General features: G+C 67.5%; 31 protein-coding genes. 28 read left to right on the top strand and 3 right to left on the bottom strand.

Annotation, left to right across the window (positions count from 1 at the left end):
- Nucleotides 1-14 precede the first annotated feature (14 nt).
- From VEA80_RS06680 to VEA80_RS06670, 3 genes are read right to left on the bottom strand one after another with little or no spacing between them, the layout of a single operon-like run.
- Nucleotides 15-518, bottom strand: coding sequence for a hypothetical protein (locus VEA80_RS06680; RefSeq protein WP_325059925.1), 504 nt, complete (start codon nucleotides 516-518; stop codon nucleotides 15-17).
- 19 nt (nucleotides 519-537) lie between these two features.
- Nucleotides 538-813 carry a hypothetical protein gene (locus tag VEA80_RS06675; protein ID WP_325059924.1) on the bottom strand — a complete coding sequence of 92 codons (276 nt, stop codon included), beginning with the start codon at nucleotides 811-813 and terminating at the stop codon, nucleotides 538-540.
- A gap of 19 nt (nucleotides 814-832) precedes the next feature.
- Nucleotides 833-1,570, bottom strand: coding sequence for a hypothetical protein (locus VEA80_RS06670; protein WP_325059923.1), 738 nt, complete (start codon nucleotides 1,568-1,570; stop codon nucleotides 833-835).
- Between the two features lie 90 nt (nucleotides 1,571-1,660).
- Between VEA80_RS06670 and VEA80_RS06665 the strand changes: the two genes are divergently transcribed.
- The 28 genes from VEA80_RS06665 to VEA80_RS06530 all read left to right on the top strand — a co-directional run bounded on the left by VEA80_RS06665 (nucleotide 1,661) and on the right by VEA80_RS06530 (nucleotide 22,882).
- Nucleotides 1,661-1,960 carry a hypothetical protein gene (locus tag VEA80_RS06665; protein WP_325059922.1) on the top strand — a complete coding sequence of 100 codons (300 nt, stop codon included), beginning with the start codon at nucleotides 1,661-1,663 and terminating at the stop codon, nucleotides 1,958-1,960.
- Complete coding sequence (locus VEA80_RS06660) at nucleotides 1,957-2,466, top strand: hypothetical protein (protein ID WP_325059921.1); 510 nt, start codon at nucleotides 1,957-1,959, stop codon at nucleotides 2,464-2,466. Before VEA80_RS06665 ends, VEA80_RS06660 begins: the two co-directional genes overlap by 4 nt.
- Nucleotides 2,466-2,657, top strand: a complete 192-nt coding sequence (locus VEA80_RS06655) for a hypothetical protein (protein ID WP_325059920.1) — start codon at nucleotides 2,466-2,468, stop codon at nucleotides 2,655-2,657. Before VEA80_RS06660 ends, VEA80_RS06655 begins: the two co-directional genes overlap by 1 nt.
- A gap of 74 nt (nucleotides 2,658-2,731) precedes the next feature.
- Nucleotides 2,732-3,130 (top strand): helix-turn-helix domain-containing protein, encoded by a 399-nt coding sequence (locus VEA80_RS06650; RefSeq protein WP_325059919.1) that lies wholly within the window; start codon nucleotides 2,732-2,734, stop codon nucleotides 3,128-3,130.
- The gene (locus tag VEA80_RS06645) at nucleotides 3,127-3,687 is read left to right on the top strand and encodes a hypothetical protein (protein ID WP_325059918.1); all 561 of its coding nucleotides are present in this window, start codon (nucleotides 3,127-3,129) and stop codon (nucleotides 3,685-3,687) included. The genes VEA80_RS06650 and VEA80_RS06645 overlap by 4 nt, the downstream gene beginning before the upstream one ends.
- Nucleotides 3,684-4,199 (top strand): helix-turn-helix domain-containing protein, encoded by a 516-nt coding sequence (locus VEA80_RS06640; protein WP_325059917.1) that lies wholly within the window; start codon nucleotides 3,684-3,686, stop codon nucleotides 4,197-4,199. The genes VEA80_RS06645 and VEA80_RS06640 overlap by 4 nt, the downstream gene beginning before the upstream one ends.
- Complete coding sequence (locus tag VEA80_RS06635; protein ID WP_325059916.1) at nucleotides 4,192-4,485, top strand: hypothetical protein; 294 nt, start codon at nucleotides 4,192-4,194, stop codon at nucleotides 4,483-4,485. The genes VEA80_RS06640 and VEA80_RS06635 overlap by 8 nt, the downstream gene beginning before the upstream one ends.
- Complete coding sequence (locus VEA80_RS06630) at nucleotides 4,482-5,906, top strand: bifunctional DNA primase/polymerase (RefSeq protein WP_325059915.1); 1,425 nt, start codon at nucleotides 4,482-4,484, stop codon at nucleotides 5,904-5,906. The genes VEA80_RS06635 and VEA80_RS06630 overlap by 4 nt, the downstream gene beginning before the upstream one ends.
- Nucleotides 5,893-6,486 carry a hypothetical protein gene (locus VEA80_RS06625; protein WP_325059914.1) on the top strand — a complete coding sequence of 198 codons (594 nt, stop codon included), beginning with the start codon at nucleotides 5,893-5,895 and terminating at the stop codon, nucleotides 6,484-6,486. The genes VEA80_RS06630 and VEA80_RS06625 overlap by 14 nt, the downstream gene beginning before the upstream one ends.
- 11 nt (nucleotides 6,487-6,497) lie before the next feature.
- On the top strand, nucleotides 6,498-6,938 hold the full coding sequence (locus VEA80_RS06620; RefSeq protein ID WP_325059913.1) for a hypothetical protein: 441 nt from the start codon (nucleotides 6,498-6,500) through the stop codon (nucleotides 6,936-6,938).
- A complete protein-coding gene (locus VEA80_RS06615; RefSeq protein WP_325059912.1) occupies nucleotides 6,939-7,331 on the top strand; it encodes a hypothetical protein in 393 nt (130 codons plus the stop codon).
- On the top strand, nucleotides 7,328-7,711 hold the full coding sequence (locus tag VEA80_RS06610; RefSeq protein WP_325059911.1) for a DUF3310 domain-containing protein: 384 nt from the start codon (nucleotides 7,328-7,330) through the stop codon (nucleotides 7,709-7,711). The genes VEA80_RS06615 and VEA80_RS06610 overlap by 4 nt, the downstream gene beginning before the upstream one ends.
- Nucleotides 7,708-9,318, top strand: coding sequence for a phage/plasmid primase, P4 family (locus VEA80_RS06605; RefSeq protein WP_325059910.1), 1,611 nt, complete (start codon nucleotides 7,708-7,710; stop codon nucleotides 9,316-9,318). Before VEA80_RS06610 ends, VEA80_RS06605 begins: the two co-directional genes overlap by 4 nt.
- A complete protein-coding gene (locus VEA80_RS06600) occupies nucleotides 9,315-9,623 on the top strand; it encodes a hypothetical protein (protein WP_325059909.1) in 309 nt (102 codons plus the stop codon). Before VEA80_RS06605 ends, VEA80_RS06600 begins: the two co-directional genes overlap by 4 nt.
- A gap of 273 nt (nucleotides 9,624-9,896) precedes the next feature.
- Nucleotides 9,897-10,685 carry a DUF6456 domain-containing protein gene (locus VEA80_RS06595; RefSeq protein ID WP_325059908.1) on the top strand — a complete coding sequence of 263 codons (789 nt, stop codon included), beginning with the start codon at nucleotides 9,897-9,899 and terminating at the stop codon, nucleotides 10,683-10,685.
- Nucleotides 10,686-10,785: 100 nt separating this feature from the next.
- Nucleotides 10,786-11,025, top strand: a complete 240-nt coding sequence (locus VEA80_RS06590) for a hypothetical protein (RefSeq protein WP_325059907.1) — start codon at nucleotides 10,786-10,788, stop codon at nucleotides 11,023-11,025.
- A gap of 202 nt (nucleotides 11,026-11,227) precedes the next feature.
- Nucleotides 11,228-11,833, top strand: a complete 606-nt coding sequence (locus VEA80_RS06585) for a hypothetical protein (RefSeq protein WP_325059906.1) — start codon at nucleotides 11,228-11,230, stop codon at nucleotides 11,831-11,833.
- Between the two features lie 2 nt (nucleotides 11,834-11,835).
- Nucleotides 11,836-14,103 carry a phage terminase large subunit family protein gene (locus VEA80_RS06580; RefSeq protein WP_325059905.1) on the top strand — a complete coding sequence of 756 codons (2,268 nt, stop codon included), beginning with the start codon at nucleotides 11,836-11,838 and terminating at the stop codon, nucleotides 14,101-14,103.
- Nucleotides 14,100-14,306, top strand: a complete 207-nt coding sequence (gene gpW, locus VEA80_RS06575; RefSeq protein ID WP_325059904.1) for a gpW family head-tail joining protein — start codon at nucleotides 14,100-14,102, stop codon at nucleotides 14,304-14,306. The genes VEA80_RS06580 and gpW overlap by 4 nt, the downstream gene beginning before the upstream one ends.
- A 4-nt stretch (nucleotides 14,307-14,310) precedes the next feature.
- Nucleotides 14,311-15,957 carry a phage portal protein gene (locus VEA80_RS06570; RefSeq protein ID WP_325059903.1) on the top strand — a complete coding sequence of 549 codons (1,647 nt, stop codon included), beginning with the start codon at nucleotides 14,311-14,313 and terminating at the stop codon, nucleotides 15,955-15,957.
- Between the two features lie 11 nt (nucleotides 15,958-15,968).
- Entirely contained in the window at nucleotides 15,969-17,624 is a 1,656-nt protein-coding gene (locus VEA80_RS06565) for a S49 family peptidase (protein WP_325059902.1), read from the top strand.
- A gap of 69 nt (nucleotides 17,625-17,693) precedes the next feature.
- Nucleotides 17,694-18,068 carry a head decoration protein gene (locus VEA80_RS06560; RefSeq protein WP_325059901.1) on the top strand — a complete coding sequence of 125 codons (375 nt, stop codon included), beginning with the start codon at nucleotides 17,694-17,696 and terminating at the stop codon, nucleotides 18,066-18,068.
- A gap of 63 nt (nucleotides 18,069-18,131) precedes the next feature.
- Nucleotides 18,132-19,166 (top strand): major capsid protein, encoded by a 1,035-nt coding sequence (locus tag VEA80_RS06555; protein WP_325059900.1) that lies wholly within the window; start codon nucleotides 18,132-18,134, stop codon nucleotides 19,164-19,166.
- Between the two features lie 106 nt (nucleotides 19,167-19,272).
- Nucleotides 19,273-20,262 (top strand): hypothetical protein, encoded by a 990-nt coding sequence (locus VEA80_RS06550; RefSeq protein WP_325059899.1) that lies wholly within the window; start codon nucleotides 19,273-19,275, stop codon nucleotides 20,260-20,262.
- Between the two features lie 11 nt (nucleotides 20,263-20,273).
- Nucleotides 20,274-20,618: a head-tail joining protein gene (locus VEA80_RS06545; protein ID WP_325059898.1), complete on the top strand. Its 345-nt coding sequence runs from the start codon at nucleotides 20,274-20,276 to the stop codon at nucleotides 20,616-20,618.
- Between the two features lie 109 nt (nucleotides 20,619-20,727).
- Nucleotides 20,728-21,432: a hypothetical protein gene (locus VEA80_RS06540; protein ID WP_325059897.1), complete on the top strand. Its 705-nt coding sequence runs from the start codon at nucleotides 20,728-20,730 to the stop codon at nucleotides 21,430-21,432.
- On the top strand, nucleotides 21,429-21,863 hold the full coding sequence (locus VEA80_RS06535; protein WP_325059896.1) for a hypothetical protein: 435 nt from the start codon (nucleotides 21,429-21,431) through the stop codon (nucleotides 21,861-21,863). Before VEA80_RS06540 ends, VEA80_RS06535 begins: the two co-directional genes overlap by 4 nt.
- A 17-nt stretch (nucleotides 21,864-21,880) precedes the next feature.
- Entirely contained in the window at nucleotides 21,881-22,882 is a 1,002-nt protein-coding gene (locus tag VEA80_RS06530) for a phage tail tube protein (protein ID WP_325059895.1), read from the top strand.
- Nucleotides 22,883-22,913: the final 31 nt, after the last annotated feature.

Below are 22,913 nucleotides of genomic sequence, written 5' to 3'. Positions count from 1 at the left end.
TAGACTTGTGGATTTCAGTTCGCTTGATCGGCCCACGCGGCGGCATCCCGCGCTGCGCGCCGGTCGAAGGGGAGGCCGAGAGTCTGCATTTCGCGCTCAACCGCCGCGACCTGACCGGTTGGAGTCAGCGCATCGCCGATGCCGGCGTACGAATTCACATAGCGGCTGTCCTGCTCGCGCGTGGATCGCGCGAACCGGCCGTCCGCGGCGAACACGAACTCGGCTCGGGTGATGTCGAGGTCGCTGCCATTGGTGACGAGGCCGACGAACGGCACGAACGTCGATGCGTTGGTGCGATTGACGACATGATAGTACGTCCATGCGCTCTCGCCGCCGTCAGCGGCGTAGCGCACTTCGTGCGGCTGACCAAAGATCGCATGCAACTCCTGCTTCGTCGTCACACCGGGCTGCAGCTGTTGCCACCGGCCGAAATCGTGGACTGCCTGGCTCCCGTGCGTCGTGGTGCAGGCGGTCATAGCGACGGCCGCGATGACGGCGGCGATGGTGCGCGTGAGCATCTGAAGCTTCTCCCCTCGATTAAGCTGTGATGTCGGCGGCGCGAGACGGGCCGCTGGCCGCAACGCGCGCAGGCTCGGCGTGCGGCCGCGCGAAGATTGCGCCGGCGACGAGCAAGGCGGCGGCGATGATCGTCAGGTTCGTTTTCTCATTCAGCACGCCGATATTGTTGACGCCCGGACCGTCTAGGTAGCTGTAGCTCTCGAACGCCGATACGCCGGTGCTGGCGTCGATCGAGAGCGCGAAAATGCCGAGCGCCGCGCCGGCGCAGAACAGAACCCAACCGAAACCCTGCATGTCAGCCCCTCCTTTTCGATCAGCGCCGAGCCGGCAGATAGCCGCCGAGCACGAGCGCGGCGATTTCGATCAGATCTTCTTCGGCCGAGTCGCTGAAATCGAGTGGCGCTTTCCATTTCGGATTGCGCGAGCGCGGCCAGAGCTCCACCTTGCGCCCCTTCTTGAAAATCTGCTTCAGCGAGCGCTCGATCAGCCCACCCTGCTCGCGCTTTCGTTCGACGACGACGAAATCATCGTGCCGCGGGGCGTAGCCAATGGCGACGGCGTCGACGACGTGCACGAACACGCCCTCGGGATAATAGAGGTCGGCTGAATCGCCGCGCACAAGCTCGAGCCATTGTGCGTCCGGCGGGAAGCCGGGGTCGGCGGTGACCGGCGGCGACACGAGCCGTTCCTGGGCGAGGTCGTCGACCTCGATCCAGGCGCCGGCCTGCACCACGTAGCGCACCGGCAGAAGCGGACCGCTGCGGACTGGCGCGCGCTGTGGCGTGTGCTCGTCGACGCGAAGCCGACCGGCGCCGTCGCTGCCTGGCAGCTCGAGCGCGGCGCTGACGTCTTCCATCGAACGGCCAAGCGTGTTCGCCAGAGCCGCGAGCGAGTCCGTACGCAGCACTCGGGACTTACCGCGCGCAAGGTCGCGCAGCATGTCGGGACTGCCCGCCGCTACCGCAGCCGCGTGCGGGCTGGAGAATCCGGCCGCCGCGAGCATGTCGAGAAAAGCTTTCGGGTACTGAGACTTAGAACGGGCACGGGGCATCTCCCGCAATCTGCCATGGGAACTTATCCACGGCATTTGGGGTTCGTCCCGCTTGACTGACCGGGCCATTTCCCGGTTCATGGCTGCAGTATGCATTCCGAAGCGCCCCCTTCTTCGCCCGCGCTGGCCGCCTTTTTGGCCCGGTTCGACGCCTATTGCGAAGCCGCCGGGCGTCAGCAAGGTCCCGTTTCGCTTCAACTTTTCGGCGCATCCGACCGGGTGAGCGAGATCCGCAACACCCGCTCGGATGTCGGTGTAAAGCGGCTCGCCCAGGCGGAAGCGGAATTGTCCCGCCTCGCCGCCGAAGCCGGGATCACACTGCCCGACGCCGTCGAGGGAACCGAGTCCGAAACGGAACCGGCGCGGCCTCTCCAGGCAGGCGCCGCATGAGCGACAAACCTCGCCTGCTCTCCCCTGCCGCGTACGGTTCGCTGAAGGGCGCGACGGCGGCGGCGTTCGCCGTGGCGACGCCGCAGGGCACGGCTGAAGCGTTCGCGCAGCTGACGCGCAACGAACCGCGCTCGCTCAGAAAGTACGCCGACCACGCGCACGAATTGTTCGTGCCGATCGATATCGCCGCCGATCTCGACCGCGCGGCGGGGAAACCGATCATGGCGCGCGCTTTGGCGCAGCTTGCGGGTTGCGCCGTTTACGGCGTCAGCGGCGGCACGGAAGCGCGGGCGCTCAGCGCGATCAAAGAGACTGGCGAAGCTGTGGCTGCCCTGGCGCAGCTGGCGCCGGGGGCCTGGGGGCTCGAGCAGGCGAGGGCGGCGCGCGCGGACATTCGCGAAGCGATCGCCGCCCTCGCCGGTTTCGACGCCGCGCTCACACAGAGAATCGAAGGCGGCGTTAGCGCTTTTGCGCGGACCGCCGCAGACGAAGAAGGGAGCAGCTGATGGTGAAGCCGTTGAAGGATCGCATTCACGCGACGTTGCAGAAGCACGGGCCGGCGTCGACCGACACGATCGCGCAGCGCATCAGCGTGAAGGCGAAGCTGATCAGCCCGCGTCTATCCGAGCTCAGGGCGGCGAAGAAGGTCAGCATGACGAAAGGCGACGGCGGCGAAGAGGTCTGGCGCGCCAAGTAACGAAGGCGCGCGCGCTTTGGGTCGGGGCGCGCGCTGAGCGAAAACACAAAGCTGCGGGGGAGTAGACCCACATCATGGCAAAGCAATCGAGGGCGGCGTCCGCATCGTCGGGCGCGCCCAAGAATTCTGCGTGCGGCGGTCCGCGCAACAGCGCTGACGCCGGCGCGTCTTCATTCGCGGCGACGGCGCACTTTCGCGAGGCGCACGATCTGCTGAGCGCGCCGATCGCAACGCGCGTGAAGGCGATCGTCGAACGCTGCGCGGCGCGGCATGGGTTCACGGCCGACCAGCTGAAGGCCAAAGGCCGATCGCGGCCGCTGGTGAAGGCGCGCAACGAAGCGATTCAGCTGGTCGCCAAGTGTTTTCCCGATTTCTCCTATCCGCATCTCGGCAAGATCTTCCGCCGCGACCACACGACCATCATGCACGCGCTCGGCGTGCTCGGCCGGCAACAAAAGGCGCGCGCGCAATGACGGCCCTCGCTCGCCTCTTGCCGCCTGACGATAGCGACAGACGCGTCGCCGCGGTCGTGCGCGCCGCGCAGGAACGCTTCGAACGCGCCCGGGCGGCGAATATCAAAATGCTGGAAGAGCGCCGCGCCGAGCGCGAGGGGCGAAAGCCGGGGTTCAACGCCACGATCGCCGAGGCGCGCGCGTACAAGCCGCCCGTCAATCCGAACATGCGTCGCAGCCGCCGCCCCGACGCCGAGCGCAAGACGCCGGCGCTCTGGAATCTGTCGCTGAGCGAGGAGACGGTGTTCTTCGCCATGCTGGAGCGCGGCTGGCCTTCGACGCGGGCGCTGACCGAGGCTGTCAATGAGCGCGCGGGGCTCAGTTTCGCGCCGCACAATGTCAGCGTCGTGCTCGGGCGGCTCCGGATCAAGCTCGGGCCGTTCGGCGTCGCGATTCCGCGGCGCCTGCCGCCGGGCCGTGGCAAGTACGATGTCGCGGTCGAACAGATCACGCTGCCGCCGGCGGTGCGTCGCGATCTCGAGGTCCGCGGCAGCATCGGCAAGGGCGGCTGCGCATGAGCGCGCTCTGCCGCCTGGTCGAAGCTGACGAAGCCGACGCCCACGTCGCCGCCGTCGTGCAGGCGGCGCGCAATCGGTTCGAGCGGGCGCGGGCGCAAGCGCGGCCGCTGCAGCGTGTGGCGCGGGTCGAGGTCTCCTGCTGTCCGCGCTGTGACGAGCTGGCCGAAGAAGTGCGCGCGCTCCGCGAGCTGATGTTCCGCGAAAGCGCGGTCGCGCCGATCATGGCCTGGGGGGGGCTCACCGAATCGGAGGCGCGTCTCTTCGCCGTGCTGCTGGCGCGGCCGCTCGCGACCAAGGATGCGCTGCACGCGGCGCTCTACGGCGACGATCCCGACGGCGGGGCGGAGCTGAAGATCATCGACGTGCTGATCTGCAAGGTGCGCGGCAAGCTGAAGCGCCGCGGCCTTGCCGCCATCGAGACCGTATGGGGCGTCGGCTACCAGCTGGCGCCGGCGGCGCGCGGGTCGCTCAACGCGCACTTCGCTTCGCTCAGGGAGGCCGCTGATGTGTGACGGCGACAAGCAGCGCGTCGTCGTCTTCGCCGGCAATCGCCGGCGTGCGCTCGATTGGCTGCGCGACCGCGGCATCGATGGCGAGCGGCGCGAGGGCCGCTTCCCGGACGCAGCCATTCTTCTCGTCGTGCATCCGGACGAGCTCGATCACACGATGGCGGGGCTTGCCTTCGACCTCACCGGGTTCATCTTCGCATCCGGTCCGCTGCGCCGTGCGATGGAAGCGCGGCGCGAGCGGTTTCACTGGCTGACCGAAGCAGAGTTTCTGCACGAGGTGCGGCGGTGACGACGATCTATCACATCGCCGCCCTCGCCTATGCGGCGCGCGGCTGGGCGGTGTTTCCACTGCGCGTTCGCGACAAGCGGCCGATGATCGAACCTTCCGCGCCTGGCGCGAACGATGGCGGTTTTCACGCGGCGACGACGGATGCGGCCCAGATCGAAGCGTGGTGGACGCGGTGGCCGAACGCGAACATCGGCATGGCGACCGGCGCGGCGTCGGGCGTGTTCGTGCTCGATCTCGACGGACCGGAAGCGGAAGCGGGTTTGGCGCGTCTCGCCGGCGGCCCGCACATGGCACCGACTCTGATGCAGTACACCGGCAAGGGCCGGCATCTTCTGTTCAAGCACGTCGAGGGCGTGCGCAATCGCGGCGGCGGCTATCTCGTCGACGGCAAGCGCGTGAAGTGCGCGGGCTTCGATGTGCGCGGCGACGGCGGCTATATCGTGCTGCCGCCGTCGATCCATCCGAGCGGGCGGCAATATGCCTGGGCCGATCGCGACACGCCGATCGCAAACGCGCCGGATTGGCTGCTGCGCGCGATCGTGCCGCCTCCCCCTAAGCCAGCCGCGGCGGCGGCGAGCTACAGCGACCGTTTCCGCGGCGGGCGCGCGACCGCGTACGGTGAGAAGGCGCTCGACAGCGCTTGCCGGCGCATCGCGACGGCCGCGCCCGGCGTGCAGAACACGACGCTGACCAGCGAGGCCGCGGCGATCGGCGAGCTCGTCGCCGGCGGCGAAATCGAAGCCGCGTATGCCGAACGCGCGTTGCGCGATGCGGCGGCGCAGATGAGCGAAGCCAAAGGGCCGTGGCTGGCGCAGCAGATCGAAGCGAAGATCGCCTGGGGCTTCTCTGTCGGCCAATCGCGGCCGCGCAAAGTGACGCGAGAAGATCGGCTCGGCGGTCCGCAATCGGAAACGCGCGCGGAACGGTTCGAGCGCGGTGTGCGCCAGGCGTCGCTGCGCGACGACCGCGGGCCGGTCGCGGTGATGATGAAATATCCGCCGGCGGCGGACGCCACCCTGATCGTCGCCGATCGCGGTACAGCCGAGCTGGCGGCGCTCGCCTGGGAGGATGCGCAGGGCGGCGCCTACGGGCTCTTCGTCGTGCGCGATCTCGGCGCGCTCGCCGGCGGCATCGCCAAGAATCGCGGCGGCTTCGACGATTGGTCGCGGCCTTCGCCCGATCCGGAACGGCCAGCGGCGACAAGCCCATGGCGCGGGCGCGTGCTCGTCGTGCTGCCGGGCGCGCTCGAGGGCTTTCACGTCTCCAAGGGGACGAAGTGGGAGAAATGGATCAGCGCGGCGCGGCTCACGCAAGTGATCGCGCTCTGCGTCACGCATTGGTGGAAAGCGGCCGGCGCCAGCGACGTGCAGGTGGCGACGCTGCCGGCTGATGAAGCGGAGGGTCAACGTGAAGCAGTTTGAGTTCGAGGAAACGGAAAACACGATCACGCTGCACGGGCTGGGCTTTCTGCAGGTGAAGCTCGGAGGCAAGCAGCGGCTGCATGTCTGGCACCCCGCCCTGCCGCGCCGCGCCTGCTTTGCGCATTCGGCGATTCACAATCATCGCTTTGGCTTCGTCTCGCGCGTGCTGGTCGGCGAACAGATCAACCACGCCGTCGCAGTCGAGCGTAATGACGATGCGACGCACATCGCTTATCTGCACGAAGGTGCGCGCACGAAGTTCGGCAATCGGCCATGGATTGCCGATCGCCGTGTGCGCGTGCGCGAGATTGATCCAACGCGCGTGCTGCCCGGCGCTGAATATCATATGGCCCCCTACGCGTTCCACTGGACCGAGCCAGGCGGGGACGGTCGTGTCGCTACGCTGATGACGAAGACAAGCGAAGGCGAACACGGCGCGCATTCGCTGTGCGCGGTCGGCGTCGAGCCCGACGCGGACTTCGATCGCAAGCAATGGTCGGCTGAGGCGCTTTGGGAAATCGTGATCGAGGTTTTGGGCGGCGAGAGCGCCGTCGTGCTGCTGTGCGACGTGCGCAAATAAAGGAGGGTGTCATGTCGAAGTTTGGAAATCTCGCGTTCAAGCCGGTCGCGGTCGAAGAGCCGGAAACGGAGCGCGTCATCAAGGTGGCGGTGACGAAAGCCGGCGCGGTGAAGCTGACGTTCAACGCCGGCGCCTATGCCGAGCTCGGCAAGCCGGACGCGATGAAGGTCGAGGCGGCGAGCGCTGACGGCCGTGACTTCCTGCAGCTGACGCCCGCGAAACTCGGCGAAGGCTGGCCGGTGATGGAGCGGGACGCGCCCAAGAGCGAGAACGGCCGCCCGTCCGGCTCGTGCTCGATCAAGGTTCACCCGTTCAAGCCCGGCGTCTGGCACGGCGCTGAGATGGCCGAGGCGGAGTGGCTGGGGGGGGGCGTCGTGGTCGTGGCGATGCCAGACTGGGCGTCGATGCGGCCGGCGGCGGACGACTCGGCTTCGGAAGCGGAGGCTGAGTGAATGTCTCGCTTCGCGCGCAGCGATCTCACCGTTGAGCAAGTTGAGGAGCTTCGGGACACGCTAACGCGCGTCACGCGCGAGCGCGACGACGCACTGGCGAAACTGAACGCGCCGGAATTGCGGGATTTCAGCAGGGCCGTCGTCCTCGAAGCAGCGCATCAGCGCGCGCGTTGGGGATCGGCTCATGACGCCGGCAAGACGCCCGCCGACTGGTTCTGGCTCATCGGCTACCTGGCCGGAAAGGCTCTGCACGCCGCCGATGCCGGCAACAGCGAGAAGGCCCTGCACCATACCATTTCGAGCGCGGCCGCGCTCGCGAATTGGCACGCGGCGATCTTGGGCGCGGACAATTCGATGCGGCCGGGCATCGCTGAAGATGCGAGGCCGCTGTGAACGCGATCGATCATCCGGCGCACTACAACGCGCACCCGCACGGCGTCGAATGCATCGAACTCGCCGAACAGCTGCCGTTCTGCCAGGGTAATGCGGTGAAGTATCTCTGGCGCGCCGATCACAAGGGCGCGCAGCTCGAGGATTTGCAGAAAGCGCTCTGGTACGTCGAGCGGGCGCTCGACAGCGCCGCGGCGACAGTCGTCATCGATGATGGCTTGAAGGATGACGGTCACGACCCGTTTGCCCGACTTTTGGCGCGCGCGTGCGCCGGCTTCGCGCCGGACGTGGCGCAAGCGATCCGCGCGATCGCCGAGGGTCACCTCAACATCGCCGCCATCGCGATCCGGTTGCTATTGGCAAAAGCGGAGCGCGCCGGTTGACGGCGCGCCCTGCCCTCACGCTCGTCAGCGGCGGCGGCCCGGCGGTCGACGATCGGGCGCTGGCCGATTATGGCCGCGACGATATCGGCAACGCCGAGCGGCTGCGCGCGCGGCACGGGGCGGATTTGCGCCGCACGCCGGGCCTCGGCGTCCTGGTGTTCGACGGCCAGCGCTGGCGCATCGATGACGACCAGGCGCACGCGCTGCGGCGCGCGCAGGAAACGGCGCGGGCGATCCGCAAGGAAGCCGACGCCATCCGCGCCGAAGCCGAGGGCGTCGAACCGGATCGGCGCAAGTCGCTTCTGGCGCGCGCCGAATCGCACATGAAGTGGGCGACGGCTTCGGCGAACTCGTCGCGCCTGAACGCGATGCTGGCGCAGGCCTGGCCGCACCTCATGGTGACGCACGAGGAGTGGAATGCACGGCCGCGGCTGTTCAATGTCACGAACGGCACGCTCGAGCTCTCGCCGGAAGAGGTGACGCTTCGAAAACACGCGCGCGAAGACTACATCACGCACATGGCCGGCGTCGCCTACGAGCCCGACGCCGAAGCGCCGGAATTTCGCGCGTTTCTCGATCGCGTGCTGCCGCCGTCGCCGGCGAGCGATGCGAGCGACGTGCGCTGCGTTTCCACGGCGGACGGCCTCGACCGATCCCTGCAGCATTTCGTGCGCCGCTGCTTGGGCGTCTGTCTGATCGATAGCGTGCGCGACCAGGCCATGATCGTGTTTCACGGCGGCGGCGCGAACGGCAAGTCGACGTTGCTCAACGCGGTGTCGCGCGTCCTGGGCGATTACGCGATGACGGCGGCGGTGCAGTCGCTGCTCTACAACGATCGCCAATCCGGAAGCGGCCCTTCGCCCGATATCGCCCGCCTCGCCGAAAAGCCGCGCCTGGTGCGCGTGTCCGAACCGGAACCGGGCGCGCGGCTTTCCGAAGGCGGCGTCAAGTCGATGACGGGCGGCGAGCCGATCGTGGCGCGCAAGCTGCAGGAAGCGCCGATCGAGTTCAGCCCGAATTTCAAGATCGTGCTCTCGTGCAATAACCGGCCCTCGATCCGCGGCGGCGATGACGGGATCTGGCGCCGCATTCTCTTGGTGCCGTGGAAAGTGCAGATCCCGGCCGAAGAGCAGCGCGAAAAAGGCCCGGCGCTCGAAGCGGCGCTGGAACGCGAGGCGCCGGGGATTTTGAACTGGCTGCTTGACGGGCTCGCCGATTATTTCGAGCGCGGCGGCCTTAGCCCCCCTGACGAGGTGCAGGAAGAGACGCTCGCCTATCGCACCGACAGCGACGTGATCGGGCGCTTCATCGCCGAGTGCTGCACCAAGGCCGAAGGCGCGCGCACCGAGTTCGGCGAGCTCTATGACGGCTTCAAGCTCTGGTCGCGCGACGAAGGCATGAAGGAGCCGCTGTCGTCGAACATGGTCGGCCGCCGCCTCACCGACCGCGGCTTCGGCCGCGAGAAGAGCGACGGCTTCGTCTATCGCACGGGCCTCGAGCTCTTGCCGGAATGGCAGCTGATGGTGCGCACCGGCCAGCAGAAGAAGAAGGACAAGGAAGCGGCGGGCGCTGATTACGCGGCGGCGAAGGACGGGGGCGGCGAATGATCGGCGCGGTCGTCATAGGCGAACGTCCGGAAAGCGCGAACGAAACGGGGTGCGGCAAACGCTGGCGCAATCTCTTCCGCGTCTCGTATCCGCTCAATCGCGGCGTAGCCGTCATCGTCAACGGGCTGCCCGCGCCGAGCGGGTATGAATGGTTGGATGCGCTCGAATTTCCTTGCCGCGAGAGCGCCGAGGAGGCCGGGCAGATCGCGGCGCGGACGTGGAATGCGGAGTTGGCGGGACGTGGCGCGGGCTTCATTTCGGTCGAGTGGCGTGAGGCCGTGCTGGTCGCCGGAGGTGAAGCATGAGCGCGTGCGCCGCCCTTACAGTGACGATCAGTGACGAAGTGACAATTCGTCCTGCGCGCCTGTTCGCGCGCCGTTCTGTTTTCCGCGCCGGATCGTCCCTTTCGTCACTGATCGTCACTGCCGGAAAGCGTTGGCGGCCAAGGGCGCGAACCGAAAGTGACGAAAGTGACGATGACCCCCTACGCACTCGCGCGCGCGTGCGCACGCGCTTTGCTGGCTAACTCTCGATATTCGTCACTTTTGTCACTTGTCACTCTCGTCACTGGATCAAGCATGAAAAAAACAGCTGCAGCACCAGTGGTCGCGTACGATCCAGACCGGGCGACGGCGCGCCTCAGGGGCGCGCTGGCGGGCGCGGGCGTGGAGACGGCCGATGTCTTGGCTGAGGTCGAGTCCGCGGCCAAGGCGGCGAATGACGCGGGGCTGAAGCCGAATAAACAGCAGCGCAAGGTGAAACAGGCGGTGCGTCGCGCGGTGGCGGATATCGCGCAGCCGATGAACGAAGCCGAGCGCCTGGGCGCGGCGCTGCCGCCGGTGCGGGCGCTGTTGCAGACGAGCTGGCGGGTCGAGCAAGTCGACGTGCCGCCGGGCGAGGAATTCATCGAAGCCCTGCCGGCGTATGTCGTGAAGTTTGATGGCAACGCGCCGTTGGAGCGGCTGCGGCGCGCGGGCGTGTTGGAGGATCATCAGGTGCGCGCGGGCGAGAAAGTGTGCGCGCTCTACCTGGCGGCCGTGAAGCCGCCGAAGGTGACCGGCTCGTATGATGGCATTATCGCGCAAGGCGGGGCTGCCCCGCGGCCGTGGGTGGAGGTCGGCAGTGATGCGTGGCAATCGCTGAATGAGGCGCTCGCAGGGCTGCTGCCGAATGAAGCGGAAGCGGTGATGGAAGTCGCGGTGTACGAAACGACCATTGAAACGCTGGGCCGGCGGCGTTCGCTGGTGCGGTTTCAGGAGCGGCGAAAAGCTGAAGCGGGCGTGGTGCAGCTTCTTTCTTGTGGACTCACGCGGCTCGCGATGCATTGGGGGCTTGTCGCGGGGGGACCCCGCGATGTACCGAAATAGGCATGGGCGCGAATCGCGTCTGACACGGCCTCGCTGGCGACAGCGGGGCCGTTTCGTTTGCCGCCAACCACAAAGGAGAAACGACATGTAAGTTGTCGCGATGTTCAAGTGCGCTGAGAAGACCGAGCGCGACAATGGCGGGCTTAGCGATCCGAAGAAGATCGTCGATGTGCGGCTCGTGCCGACGTATGACGAAACGGGTCCGAACAAGACGTGGTCGAAGTGGACGCCTGCGGGCGAAGTGAAGATGACGATCACGAACGATGCCGCGGCTGATGCGTTCGAGGTCGGCGTCGACTATCGGCTCACGTTCACGCGCGAACAGCTGCCGAAGGAATGAGTGCGCGCGGCGGGAGGCCGGACGCCTCCCGCTGCGGGTCCTTCCCGGCCAAAAAGCATACACGGCGCGACGAAGGCGCGGGGCTTGCGCAGTGGGGCAGACGCAATTTCTGGTGAAATTTTGTGGGGTTAGACCGCTACCTGTAGTGCGATTTCACCCTGCCGCCACCTGAACGAAGTGTGGCGAAGCTGACGGGTGAGGTGTGAAACGGGTCGCGTTCGCGGAATTGGCCGACATCTCGCCGGCCATGGTGACGAAGTACGGCGAGCAGGGCCTGCTCGTGTTCATCGACGCCAAGAATCTCGACGCGCGCGCCTCGCTCGAGGCGCTGGCCGGACGTTTGGACGAAACGAAGCGCCAGGCGGCGCTGGCGAAACTCGACGCGGTCGAGAAAATCGCCGCAAACGACACCACTCAGCCACCGCCGGCGCCGCGCGCGCCGCCGCCTAGCGGCAAAACCGCGAAAGTCGAGATCGAAGAGCTGAAGCGCGACACGCTGCAGCTCGAACTCGCGCGCAAAGCCGGCGACCTTGTGCCGATCGAGGAAGTCGAACGCACGATTCTTGACGCCATCGCAGGCCTGCAGGCCGCGTTCGATCTCGAAGCGCGCGCCATGGCGGGTCAGCTCACGATCGACCTCGGTTTGAGCCCCGACCGCGAGGCGATGTTGGCGCGCCGCCTGCGTACGCTCTGCAACAAGGCGCGCCAGCGCTTCGCGGCGGACATGATGCGCCTGGCCGGCGGCGATTTTGTCCGCGAGACCGACGTTGATGCCGAAGACGGCGACGCTGAAGCGCGCGGCGCCTGACGATGGCCGGCTATTCGCCCGCCCTCGCCGCCTATTTCGCGCCGCGCACCCGGCTCTATGGCGCGATCGGCGCTGCGGCCGAGCCGACGCCAGAGCTCAGCGTCGCGGAGTGGGCCGAAAAGCGCCGCTACGTCTCGGAAGACGCCGGCTCGCCGCAGCCGGGCAAGTGGTCGAACGCGACGACGCCGTACGCGGTCGAGATGATGGAGTGTCTGTCGCCGGATCACCCGGCCGACACCGTCACGCTCAAATGCGCCTCGCAGCTGGTGAAGACCGAGGTCGGTTTGAACTGGATCGGCCAGACGATCGACGTCGATCCGGCGCCGTTCCTGGTCGTGCAGCCTTCGCTGAGCGAAGCGCAGCTCTTCTCGACCACGAAGTTCGAGCCGATGGTGTCGGCGACGCCAACGCTGAAGAGCAAGGTGTTCGAACTGATCGAACGCTCGCGCACTGGCTCGACGACGAAGACGAAACGCTATCGCGGCGGGCCGCTGCACATCGTCAGCGCTGGCGCGTCGAAGGATTTGCAGGCCAAGAGCGTCAAGCGGGTCTTCGCCGACGAGATTTCGGAGTATGGCGAGGATTCGGGCGAGCGCGGCGATCCGCTGGCGCAGGCGATTACGCGCACCGATGCGCACGCCGACCGCAAGATCCTGCTCGCGTCGACGCCGGGCGAGCTGCCGGGCTGTCGGATTTCGAGCTATTACGAGAAGGGCGACCAGCGGCAGTTCTATTGCCCCTGCCCCGAGTGCGGCGCGTTCCAGACGCTCGATTTCGACCGGCTGAAGCGCACCGGCGAAGGCGCGGCGTTCGCGTGTGCCGAGTGCGGCGTGTTGATCGACGAGCGGCACAAGAAGCCGATGCTGGCCGCCGGCGTTTGGATTAAAACGTACGAGAGCGAGGCCGACCCGCTCGGCAATCCGGCGCCGCCGGCGTGCTTCGAGGCGAGCGAGCTCGAACACTGGCGCGGCCGATCGACCGAAGGCCGCCAGCCGAGCTTTCATCTGAGCCAGGTCTACTCGCCGTTCAAACCGTGGGCGCGCCTGCTCGATGAAGCGGACGCGGCGCAGAAAGACCCGGCGCAGCGCAAGACGTTCCGGCAGCAGAAGCTGGGCCTGGCGTGGGACCCGGCGGTCGACGCGCCGGATTTCGAAGCGCTCTACAAGGCGCGCGGCGAACACGTGCAGCGGGGCGTGGTGCCGGCCTGGGCGTGTCTGCTGACGGGCGCGGCCGACGTGCAGAACAACCGCATCGAATGGGCGGTGTACGCGTGGGGCCCGGACAAGTCGGGCGCTCGGATCGATTGCGGCGTGTGCGAGGGCGACACCTCGACTGACGCGCCGTGGCTCGAGCTCGCGGAAATGATTAAGCGCCGCTGGCCTGGTGAAGCGACGCAACCGCTCGGGCTGGACGCGTTCGGCGTTGACTCAGGGGGCGGCGCGGGCCGGACGGCGAAGGTCTACGAGTTCGTCAAACGCTCGATCGGTTTGAAGGCGCTGAAGGGCGCATCGAAGTTCGACGCGCTGCCGTTCGGCGAAGGCGGCATTGGCCGCGTCAAGGGCCGGAACGGCAAGTACGTCACGGCGAAGATCCACCTGGTCGGCGGCTGGGGCGTCAAGAAGACGATTTACGCGATGGCGTTTCGCGCGCTGCAGGCGAGCGAGGCCGGCGAGCGTTTGCCGTACGGGCTCTATTTCCCGTTCGATGCGCCGGAAGAGCACTTCAAACAGCTGACTGCCGAAGTGTTCAAAGAGCCGAAGTCGCGCCGCGCCGGCGCCGTCGGCTTCTGGGAAAAAATCAGTGGCCGCTCGAACGAACAGCTCGATCTCGCCGTTTATTGCTACGCGCTCGCCTGGGATAAGGGCTTGGAGCGTTGGGGCCCGACCGAATGGGCGAAGCTCTTTGCAGCGCGCGCCGCACCCTCGGGCGATGCGCCGCTGTTGGATTACGCCGCACGTGAAGCGGCCGAACAAGGTGCGCAGGCAATTCCCCGCCATGCAGCGAAGGAGCAGCCTGCCGCCGCGCCGGCGGTGCCCTCCCAGGACGCCGGCGCGCAACTTTTTCCGGCGGTCCGCGCTGTCGCGCCAACGACCGACACGACGCAAGATGCCCCCGTGAGCAGTGAACGGGAGGCGGCGCATCCGGCGCCGCCTCCCCCGCCGGCGGGGAGGCTTGCGAAGAATCCGTCAGCCAGCGACGGCGCGCTGCCGGCCTGGATGCAGCGTCTCGCTGCGCACAACAAAACCAACCAGAGGAAGCCGAGCGAATGACGACAGCAGATGACGTCGCCGCCATTCGCGCGGCCTTGCAGGCGCGCCGCAGCGGCCGCGCTGTGTCAAAGATCGCATCCGGCGGTCGCTCGGTTGAGTATGCGCAGATGACGATCGAGGAGCTCGAGCAGGCCTTGACGCGCGCCGAAGCCGAGCTCGCGGGCCGCCCGCGCCGCGGCGCGATCAAGCCGTATTTCGGTTGAACGCATGAACGCCGTCGTGAATGCGCCCGCGCCCGTGCCCGCGGAAGAGAAGCCCCGCGTGCGCGTCAAGGCCTGGACGAAGCCCAACCAGGCGCACGCGAGCGCGTATCAGGGCGCCGGTCGCGCGCATCAATCCATGGCCGGTTGGCATCCGATCCGCGCGAGCGCCGATGCCGATCTGCAGTACGAGCGTGAAGAGCTCGTCGCCCGCGCGCGGGATCTGCAGCGCAATGATGGTGCGACCGCGGCGGCCGTCATCCATTCGGCCGATCTTATCGTCGGCCATCGCTGGGTTCTGTCGGCAAAGCCCGACTATCACGCGCTCGGCATCGACAAGAAAACCTCGCGTGTGTTGGCGCGTGCGATGCAGCGCGAATTCTACGCCTGGGCGATGGACCCGCGGAAGCATTGCGACCGCCGGCGGCGTCAGACATTCCCCGGAATGCTCACGTTGATGGCGAAGCAATGGTCGGGCCCGGAGGGTGAAGCCCTCGCGGTGCTGGGTTTCCGTGATGAAGCCAAGCGTCTCGAGCTCGGCGCACGCTATTCCACGAGCCTCGAAGTGATCGACCCCGATCGCCTCAGCAATCCGATGGGCCAGCCCGATTCCGACACGCTGCGCAGCGGCGTCGAGCTTGATGAAGACGGCGCGCCGATCGCCGCGCACATTCGCAGGGCCCACGCGATCGAGCCGGGCTTCTCATCGAAGCAGTATGAGTGGGAGCGCGTGCCGTGGGAAAATCCCGGCGGCCGCCCGATCGTGCTGCACGTCATGGATCACGACCGCGCCGCGCAGAACCGCGGTGTGACGCGCTTCGCGCCGATCCTGACCGCGATCAAGCAGCTGGCGCAAATCACGGACGCCGAAGCCGCGAACACGCTGCTGAACGCGTTGTTCGGCGCCTTCATCAAAACCGGGTACGATCCGAAAGCGATCGCCGACGCGTTGGCGACAGGTGACCATGAAACCGATCCTTGGGGCTTCCGCTCGGCGTTTTATGAGATCGCGCCGCTCTTCCTGAACGGCATTCGCATGCCGGTGCTGGCGCCGGGCGACGAAGTGCAGATGAACACGTCGTCGCGCACGACGCAGCCCTTTATCGATTTCCGCGCCGCCTTCTTGTCGATCGTCGCATCGATGACGGGCACGAGCTACGAACAGATCAGCCGCGATTTCTCCCGCACGAACTATTCGAGTTCGCGCGCCGCGTTGAACGAAGTGTGGCGCACAGTCGGCGGGCGCCGGGCACAGCTCGGCCAGAACGCCGCGGACCAAACCTATTTCGCGGTGATGCAGGAAGCGTTCGACCGCGGCTATCTCACCGAGCCCGCCGGCGCGCCGCCGTTCGAGGAAATGCCCGGCGCCTATTGCGCGGCGACCTGGATCGGCCCGGCGCTCGGCAGCGTCGATCCGGTCAAGGATCGCCAAGCCGCGCAGATCGGCATCGAGATGGGCTTGACGACGCTCGAGAAGGAAGCCGCGGCCGAGGGCGAAGACTACGAGGATAATCTCGATCAGCTCGCCTACGAAAACGAGCTGCGCGCCGAGCGCGGTCTCGCTCCGGTCAATCCCGCTATCTATGGCGTAACGCCGGCGACCGACGTCCCGGCCGCGCAACCCGCGCCGGCGTCGGCAAGCCGCGCGCGCTGAAGGAAACACACATGACGATGCACCGCATCGCCCGCCACGCGGGACGCCCGCTGCTGCTCACGCCCGACGCGGCGCGCGAGCTCGCACTGCGCGCGCTCGCCGTCAACGAACGCGCGCTGCAGCACGATCGACTGCAGAGCCGGCCCGGCGCGTTCTTCAAGCGGCTCGGCATCGCCAAGCTGCTGCAGAAGCGCGCCGGCGAAGATGACGACGGCGCCGTCATCGTGCTCGACGCAGATGCGCCGCGCCAGCCGAAGGCCTACGCGCCGTCTTACGCCGGCGAGCCGGAAGCCGAAGGCTATGGCTGGTCGCTGATCGACGGCATCGCCTGCATCGAAATCGAAGGCGCGCTGCTGGATCGCGGCTTCTGCTCGATCTCTGGCGCAATGTTCTGGGGCTACGACACGATCGCGCAATCGCTGAAGGAGGCGATGGCCGAGCCGCGCGTGCGCGGCGTGTTCGTGCGGATGGATTCGCCGGGCGGCGTCGTCGCCGGAGGCCTCGAGGCGCTGACGACCGATATCCGCGCGATGCGCGAGAGCGGCAACGCGAACGGCAAGCCGATCTTCATGTTCGCCGATTGCATGGCGAGCGCCGCGTATTGGATCGGCGCCCAGGCCGACCGCATCTTTGCGCCGCCGGTCGGCATCGTCGGCTCGATCGGCGCGGTCATCGTGCACGAGGATTGGTCGAGCGCGATCGACAAGGCCGGCGTCGTCGTGACGCCGATTCAGTTTGGCGCGAAGAAAACCGACGGCGCCTGGTTCAAGCCGCTTAGCGAGGACGCCCGCGCGGACCTGCAGGCGGAGATCGATGCGATCGGCGAGCGCTTCGTCGCCGACGTCACCGCGGGCCGGCCGATGCTGTCGCGCGAGGCGCAGATCGTGACGCAAGCGGCGTGCTTCATGGCCGAGCACCCCGAGGCCGCGCGCTCCGGCAAGGCGCTCGGCCTGGTCGACGAAATCGCGCACGAAGCGGCCGCGTTCGGCGCCCTGCGCGCCCACGTGGCCGGCGCCTCCGTCAAAAACATAGCACCTGTTTCCGCATCGCGGCGCGCGCCGGCGCCGACGTCCGCGGCCTCTGTTGAACCCGGCGCGCAAACGGAGACTGAAGATATGCGCAAGACGAAGGACGCGCGCATCGCGGCGATCATGAAGCGTTCGGCGATGACCGAGTCGGAGAAGCTCGAAGCGATCCAGGGCATTCTGGACGAAGAGACGACCGAAGCGGCAGAAGAAGAGCCGGCCGAGGACGAAGCGGCCGCCGAGGGCGAGGAAGAAGAAACCACGGCCGAAGGCGAAGACGAAGAAGTCGAGGCCGAGGGCGAGGAAGAAGAGACCACCGCCGAAGGCGAAGAGGAAGAGCCGAAGGCCAAGGCCGCGCTCGCGCGCGCCAAGGCGATTCTCGCCCTCCCCGAGGCCAAGGGCCGCGAGGCGCTTGCGCAGGAGCTCGCCTTTACCGCCGGCATGACGGCGAAGACGGCGAAGAAGCTGCTCGCCGCCGCGCCGAAAGCCTCTGGTCTCGCCGGCCGCGTCTACGATCCCAAGCTCGGCGCGGCCGCCGAGACGGAAGCCGGCAAGAAGGCGCAAGGCGAGGCGAGCGCGATCGCCGATCGCGTGCTGGCTGCCTACGACGCGGCGATCGGCAAGGCGCCCGCGAAAAGCTGACGGTCCGCGTCGCTGGCGCGCGTAATCGTCAGCGTCCCTCCCAAACTCAATCGATAGGAGCTTTGCACCATGGTTGGTGTGACGAACCATGCGGCGCTGGACCCCAACGGGCTTCTGGTGGCGCTGAACGGTCAGCCGGTGTCCGGCGAAATGGTGACCATCGCGTCCGGCGCTAATTTGGTCGCCGGCGACGCGCTCGGGCAGATTACGGCGAGCGGCAAGTACATCAAGTCGCTCTCGGCGGCTGTCGACGGCTCGCAGGCCATCGTCGCCGTCCTGGCCGAGGATTGCGACGCCAGCGGCGGCGACAAGAGCGCGTTCGTGTACTACACGGGCGAGTTCAACGAGAACAAAATCGGGTTCGGCACGGGTCACACCGCGGCCGCCAATCGCCGCGCCCTCGCGCAGAAGGGCATCCACATCCACAAGCCGCTCGCCGACTAACCGGCCTGCACCGCGCCGCGACCGCGGCTGTCGCCACACATTCCAACTCAGGGAAACACCACGATGGATATGTATTCCACCGCTGCGATCGCGGAAGTCATCCGCCGTCAACAACGCCCGCAGCGATTCCTGCTCGATCTCTTCTTCCGCAACCAGGTCGAGTCGGACGAAGAAGAGATCGCCTTCGATATCGAGATCAACAAGCAGCGCGTGACGCCGTTCGTCGCGGCGCACGTGCCCGGCAAGTTCGTCGAGGATCTCGGCTACGAGGCGAAGACCTTCAAGCCGGCGTACGTGAAGGACAAGCGCTCTCCGAACCCGAAGCGCGTTTTCAAGCGTGCGATCGGCGAAACGATCGGCGGCGCCCCGCAAATGACGCCGGCGCAGCGCGAAGCGGCGCTGCTGAACGCAACTCTGCTCGATCAGCAGGACATGTACTACCGCCGGCTCGAGCTAATGGCGGCCGACGCGCTTGACGACGGCATCACCACGGTGACGGGAGAAGGCTACGCGACGAAGACGGTGGACTTCAGCCGGCCGGCGGGTCACACCGTGACGCTCACCACGACCGCTCGCTGGGGCGAGACTGACGTTTCGCCGTTCGAGAACATCGAAGACTGGTCGGCGACCTTCGCCGAAAACTCGGGCGTGCCGGTGACCGATATCGTTGTCGATCGCCTCGCGTTGCGTCTGCTCCGCGCCGACCCAAAGTTCGAAAAGGCGGTCGACACGACGCTGCGCGGCACCACGGCTTCGCTGGATCTCACCAAGCTGCCGGACTTCGGCGGCCAGCTCGTTGGCATCTGGAATTCGACGGTCCGGATCTGGATGTACTTCAACACCTACCACGACGACGCCGGCGCGCTGCAGAAGGTGCTGGCGGACTACAGCGTATTGCTGGGCAACAACGGCGAAGACGGCGCGCAAACGCGTTGCTTCGGGGCGATCCAGGACCCGGAGGCGGGCTACATCGTCGCGGAAAGCTTCACGAAGTCGAAGGTCGAATTCGATCCCGGCCGCCGCTTGCTGCTGATGCAGGGCGCGCCGCTGCCGGTGTTGTCGCGCCCGGCGGCCACGTTCCGCGCGCGCGTCCGCTAATCGTTCCCTCCCCTCAACCCCTCGGCGCGTCACGCGCCGAGGGGCCTTTCTTGGCTTCGCGTGATCGGCGCGGCGCCCAGCAAGTCCCCTCAGAGGAGCAGCTCCAATGTCCAACACCGAAAACATCGGCGGCGAACTGCCGCTCGCGAACAACGAAGCCCCGGCCGGCGCGGATCAGACGCAACCGGCCGCGCCGCAAACGGACCCGGCCGCCGAAACCGCCGCCGGCGAGGGCGTGACGACGGGTCCGGCGGCGCAAACGGAAACGCCGCCTGCAGCGGGCGCGGATCCCAATGCGCCTGGCTCTGGCCCCACGGCCGCCGACATGAACGGCTCGACCGAACAATCGCCGGCGGCTGAAGCTGCGCCCGCGCCCGGCGTAAGCGCTGAAGAGCACGCGGCCGAGATCGCGCGCCGCCAAGCTGCCGAGGCCGAAGCCGCGCGCCTGCAGCGCGAGCTCTTGGCCGCGCAAGCTGCGCTCGTGACCGAGGAAGAAGAAGACCAGCGCACCGCTGAAGCATTCGCGGCCGAGCGAGCCGCCCTGGTCGCGCAAGCCGACGCCCGCGCCGCCGCCGACGCCGCCGCCATGACGGCCGCGGTCGAAGCGGCCCGCGCCGAGGAACGCGCGGCGGCAAGCGCGGCGATCGCGAAGGCGACCGAGGACGCGCTGACGAACGCCGGCAAGGTTTCGAAAGAGGAGCGTGACGCGTTGAAGACCGAACGGGACGCCGCCAAGGCGGACGCCGCGGCGGCGCGCGCCGAGGCCGACGTCAAGGCGACGCAACTCGGGGAAGCGATCGCCGCCCGTGATCTGGCAGAGGCGGCGCGCGTTCAGGCAGTGCTCGCTGCGGAGGCTTCGGAGGTCAAGCTCGTCGCCGAAGCCGAAAAGACGAAGCGGGCGCAAGCGGAAGTCGAACGCCTGGCCGCCGCGCACGGCCAGGCTGTCGTGCAGACCGGCGCCGTACGCGAAGTGCGCGTGAAGCTGGGCGTGGTGCGCGGCGCCGAGGGCAAGGATATCGGTCCAGGCGGCACGCTCTTCCTGCCTGAAGCCGAAATCGAGGCGCTGGTCACCGCCGGCGTGATCGAGCGCGTTTAAGAGTCCGCGGAATGACGTTCGAAGCCGAGCTCGAGCGGATGCACGCCGCGTGCGACGATGCGTTCGGCGTGCGCGCCAGCTTCCGGCCGGCCGCCGGCGGCGCGCACCCCTGCGCGGTCGAGAAGCACGCGCCGGCGCCGGCGTTCGGGCTCGGCGAGGCGCAGGCGGTCGAAGCCGATCTCGTGCTGCGCGTGCGCACGAGCACGCTGCCGGCGAGGCCGAAGAAGAACGATCTGTTTGAGCTGTTCGCCGCCGACGGCGTCACCGTCGCCGAGACGCTGCGCGTCCTCGAGACGCCAACGATCGAGGACGACGACGGCTTGCGCTACACGATCAAGGTCGAGGCGGCGTCGTGAAGCCGCGCTTCGAGTGGCCGAACGCCTGGGAATGGGGCATCTGCGCCCTGTGCGTGGCGATGTTCGCGCTCGGCTGCATCGTGGGCGCCGCCCAAATTGGAGCCGGGTCGTGACCGTCACCCGCTTCGGCGACGGATCGGGCTTTCGCCTGGGCGTCGAGACCTTCGGCGCGTGGGCGAAGATCGCCGACGGCGAGCGGCGGCTCTTTGCGGAGAGCCAGCACAAGGCGCTGAAGGAAGAAGGCGACAAGCTGAAGAATGTTGGCCGCGATGCGGTGCGCAAGGCGAAGATCCGCGGCGCGGCGCGTCTCGCGACCGCCGTGCGCGGCAACATCTTCCCGAAGGATGCGCGGGCGATGGCCCGCAAGCCCGCTTATCTGATCGGCACCAACGCCTCGATGCCGCTCGACCATTTGGAGACCGGCATCACGATCCACGCCAAAGGCGGCGGGCTGATGATTCCGATTTTCGAGGCGGCGAAGTTCAAGCAGCCGCATTTCGCGACTCAAGCCGGCCGGCTCTCGCGCGTGATCGCGGCGATGCGGCAAAAGTACGGTGAGCTGCATTGGCACACCTTGCGCGACGGCACGCCAGCTTACGGGGCTTGGTCAGCGAGCCGCGCCGGCAAGATGCGCTTCAAACCGCTTTTCATTTTGCGCAAGAGCGTGACGATCCCGAAGAAGCACGACATGTCAAACGCGATCGCGCGCGCGGCCGAGGGCTTCGAGGCGCGCGTCGCCGAGCGGACGATGCAGCTCTTCCTCGCTGGCCGCGACCAAGTCGTCGCGCGCGCGAGCGGCGGCGCAGCGCGATGACGGTGGCGGAATCGGCGCTCGACGAAGCGGCGCAAATCATCGGCCAGGCGCTCGAGCTTGCGCAAGTGCTGCGCGACCCGATCGGCCCGCAGCAGCCGGACGAAGACGAAGACGGCGTCGGCCTCCTCGTGGCTTTGAGCGAGGGCGTCGGCAGCGAAACCGGCTATTGCATGGGCGCGGCCAGGCCGTTCGAGTTCGAGCACGCGGCGGCGCTCGAAATCCTCGTTGTCGGCGGCAGCGATTCCGAACGGCGTGCGCGACGCGCCGCGGCGCTGGCGGCGGCGGCCGCGGCGATCGCCGCGGACCCCACGCTTGGCGGCCTGGTCGATCACGCCGAAATCGGCGCGCCCGATCCAAGCGCCGAGGCGCGCTACGTCGCCTATGCGGCAACTTTGACCCTCACCTACACGGCGCCGGACGCGCTCGGCTAACAACGGAGCACAGTACGATGAGCATTCGCGGCAGCGGCGTTACGTCCGTCTTCCAATTCCTGGCGGCGTTCGACAGCGACTTCCCCTCGACCGGGATCTGGTATCCGCTGTCGGCGTATACGCGCAGCGACGGCAAGTCGAAGGGGCGCGAAACCGATCAACTGCTCGGCCGCGGCGGCCATAATAACCGCGATCCGGAGGCGTCGGCGCCGACGCTTTCCGAGGGGGGCGGCCCGGTGCGTGTGCCCGCGTGCCTGCGCGAATTCGGCTTCTGGCTGACGGTGCTGTTGGGCGCGCCGGAGACGACGGGCTCGGGCCCGTACACCCACGTCTGGGAAAGCGGCAAGGAAGATCTGAAGTACCTCGCGCAGTCGAAGCGATTCACCGACACCTGGTACGAGCGCACGCGCGGCCTGGTCGCCGACACGCTGGCGATCAACCTCGAGAAGAAGGCGGGCTTCGACGGCTTCGATCTCAATCTGATGCTGCTCGACGTGACGAAGGCCGGCGTCCAGGCGTCGGGCACGATCGCCGATCCGTTCGAGCTGCTGCGCGTGCCGGCGTCGATGCCATTCGTGAAGCGCAATGGCGTCGCGGCGCCGACGACGGCGTTCAGCCTCAATTACGCAAATGGCCTGGAGCGCTACGATCCGCTCAACGGCAACGAATTTCCTGCCGCGCTCGATCCGGGAGAAGCGACGATCGGCGGCAGCTTCACCGTGCGACTGGCCGACGCGACGTTCGACGATCTCGCCGAGGCCGAAACCAAAGAGCCGTGGCAGTTCGGCTGGGTCAAGACCAACGGGCTCGGCGTGGGCTCACACGCCAGCCTCACCTTCGAGCTCACGAACGTGTCGATCGGCGTGGCGCCGAAAGCGGTGACCGGCCGCGGGCGGCTCTTCCAGACCTACAATTTCGTCGCCGAGCAATCGGCCGACGATCCGGCGATGACGGTGACCTTGGTGAACGACGTGTCGGGCTATCCCCCGCCCCCGCCGCCGCCGCCGCCGCCGCCGTGATGAACGGCTAACGGTCGAACGAAAAATTAGG

It is taken from the genome of Vitreimonas sp. (assembly GCF_035627415.1).
Taxonomy (GTDB): domain Bacteria; phylum Pseudomonadota; class Alphaproteobacteria; order Caulobacterales; family Aquidulcibacteraceae; genus Vitreimonas.
The sequence above is the reverse complement of the archived record's forward strand: the minus strand, read 5'-3'. Positions and strand labels throughout refer to the sequence as shown.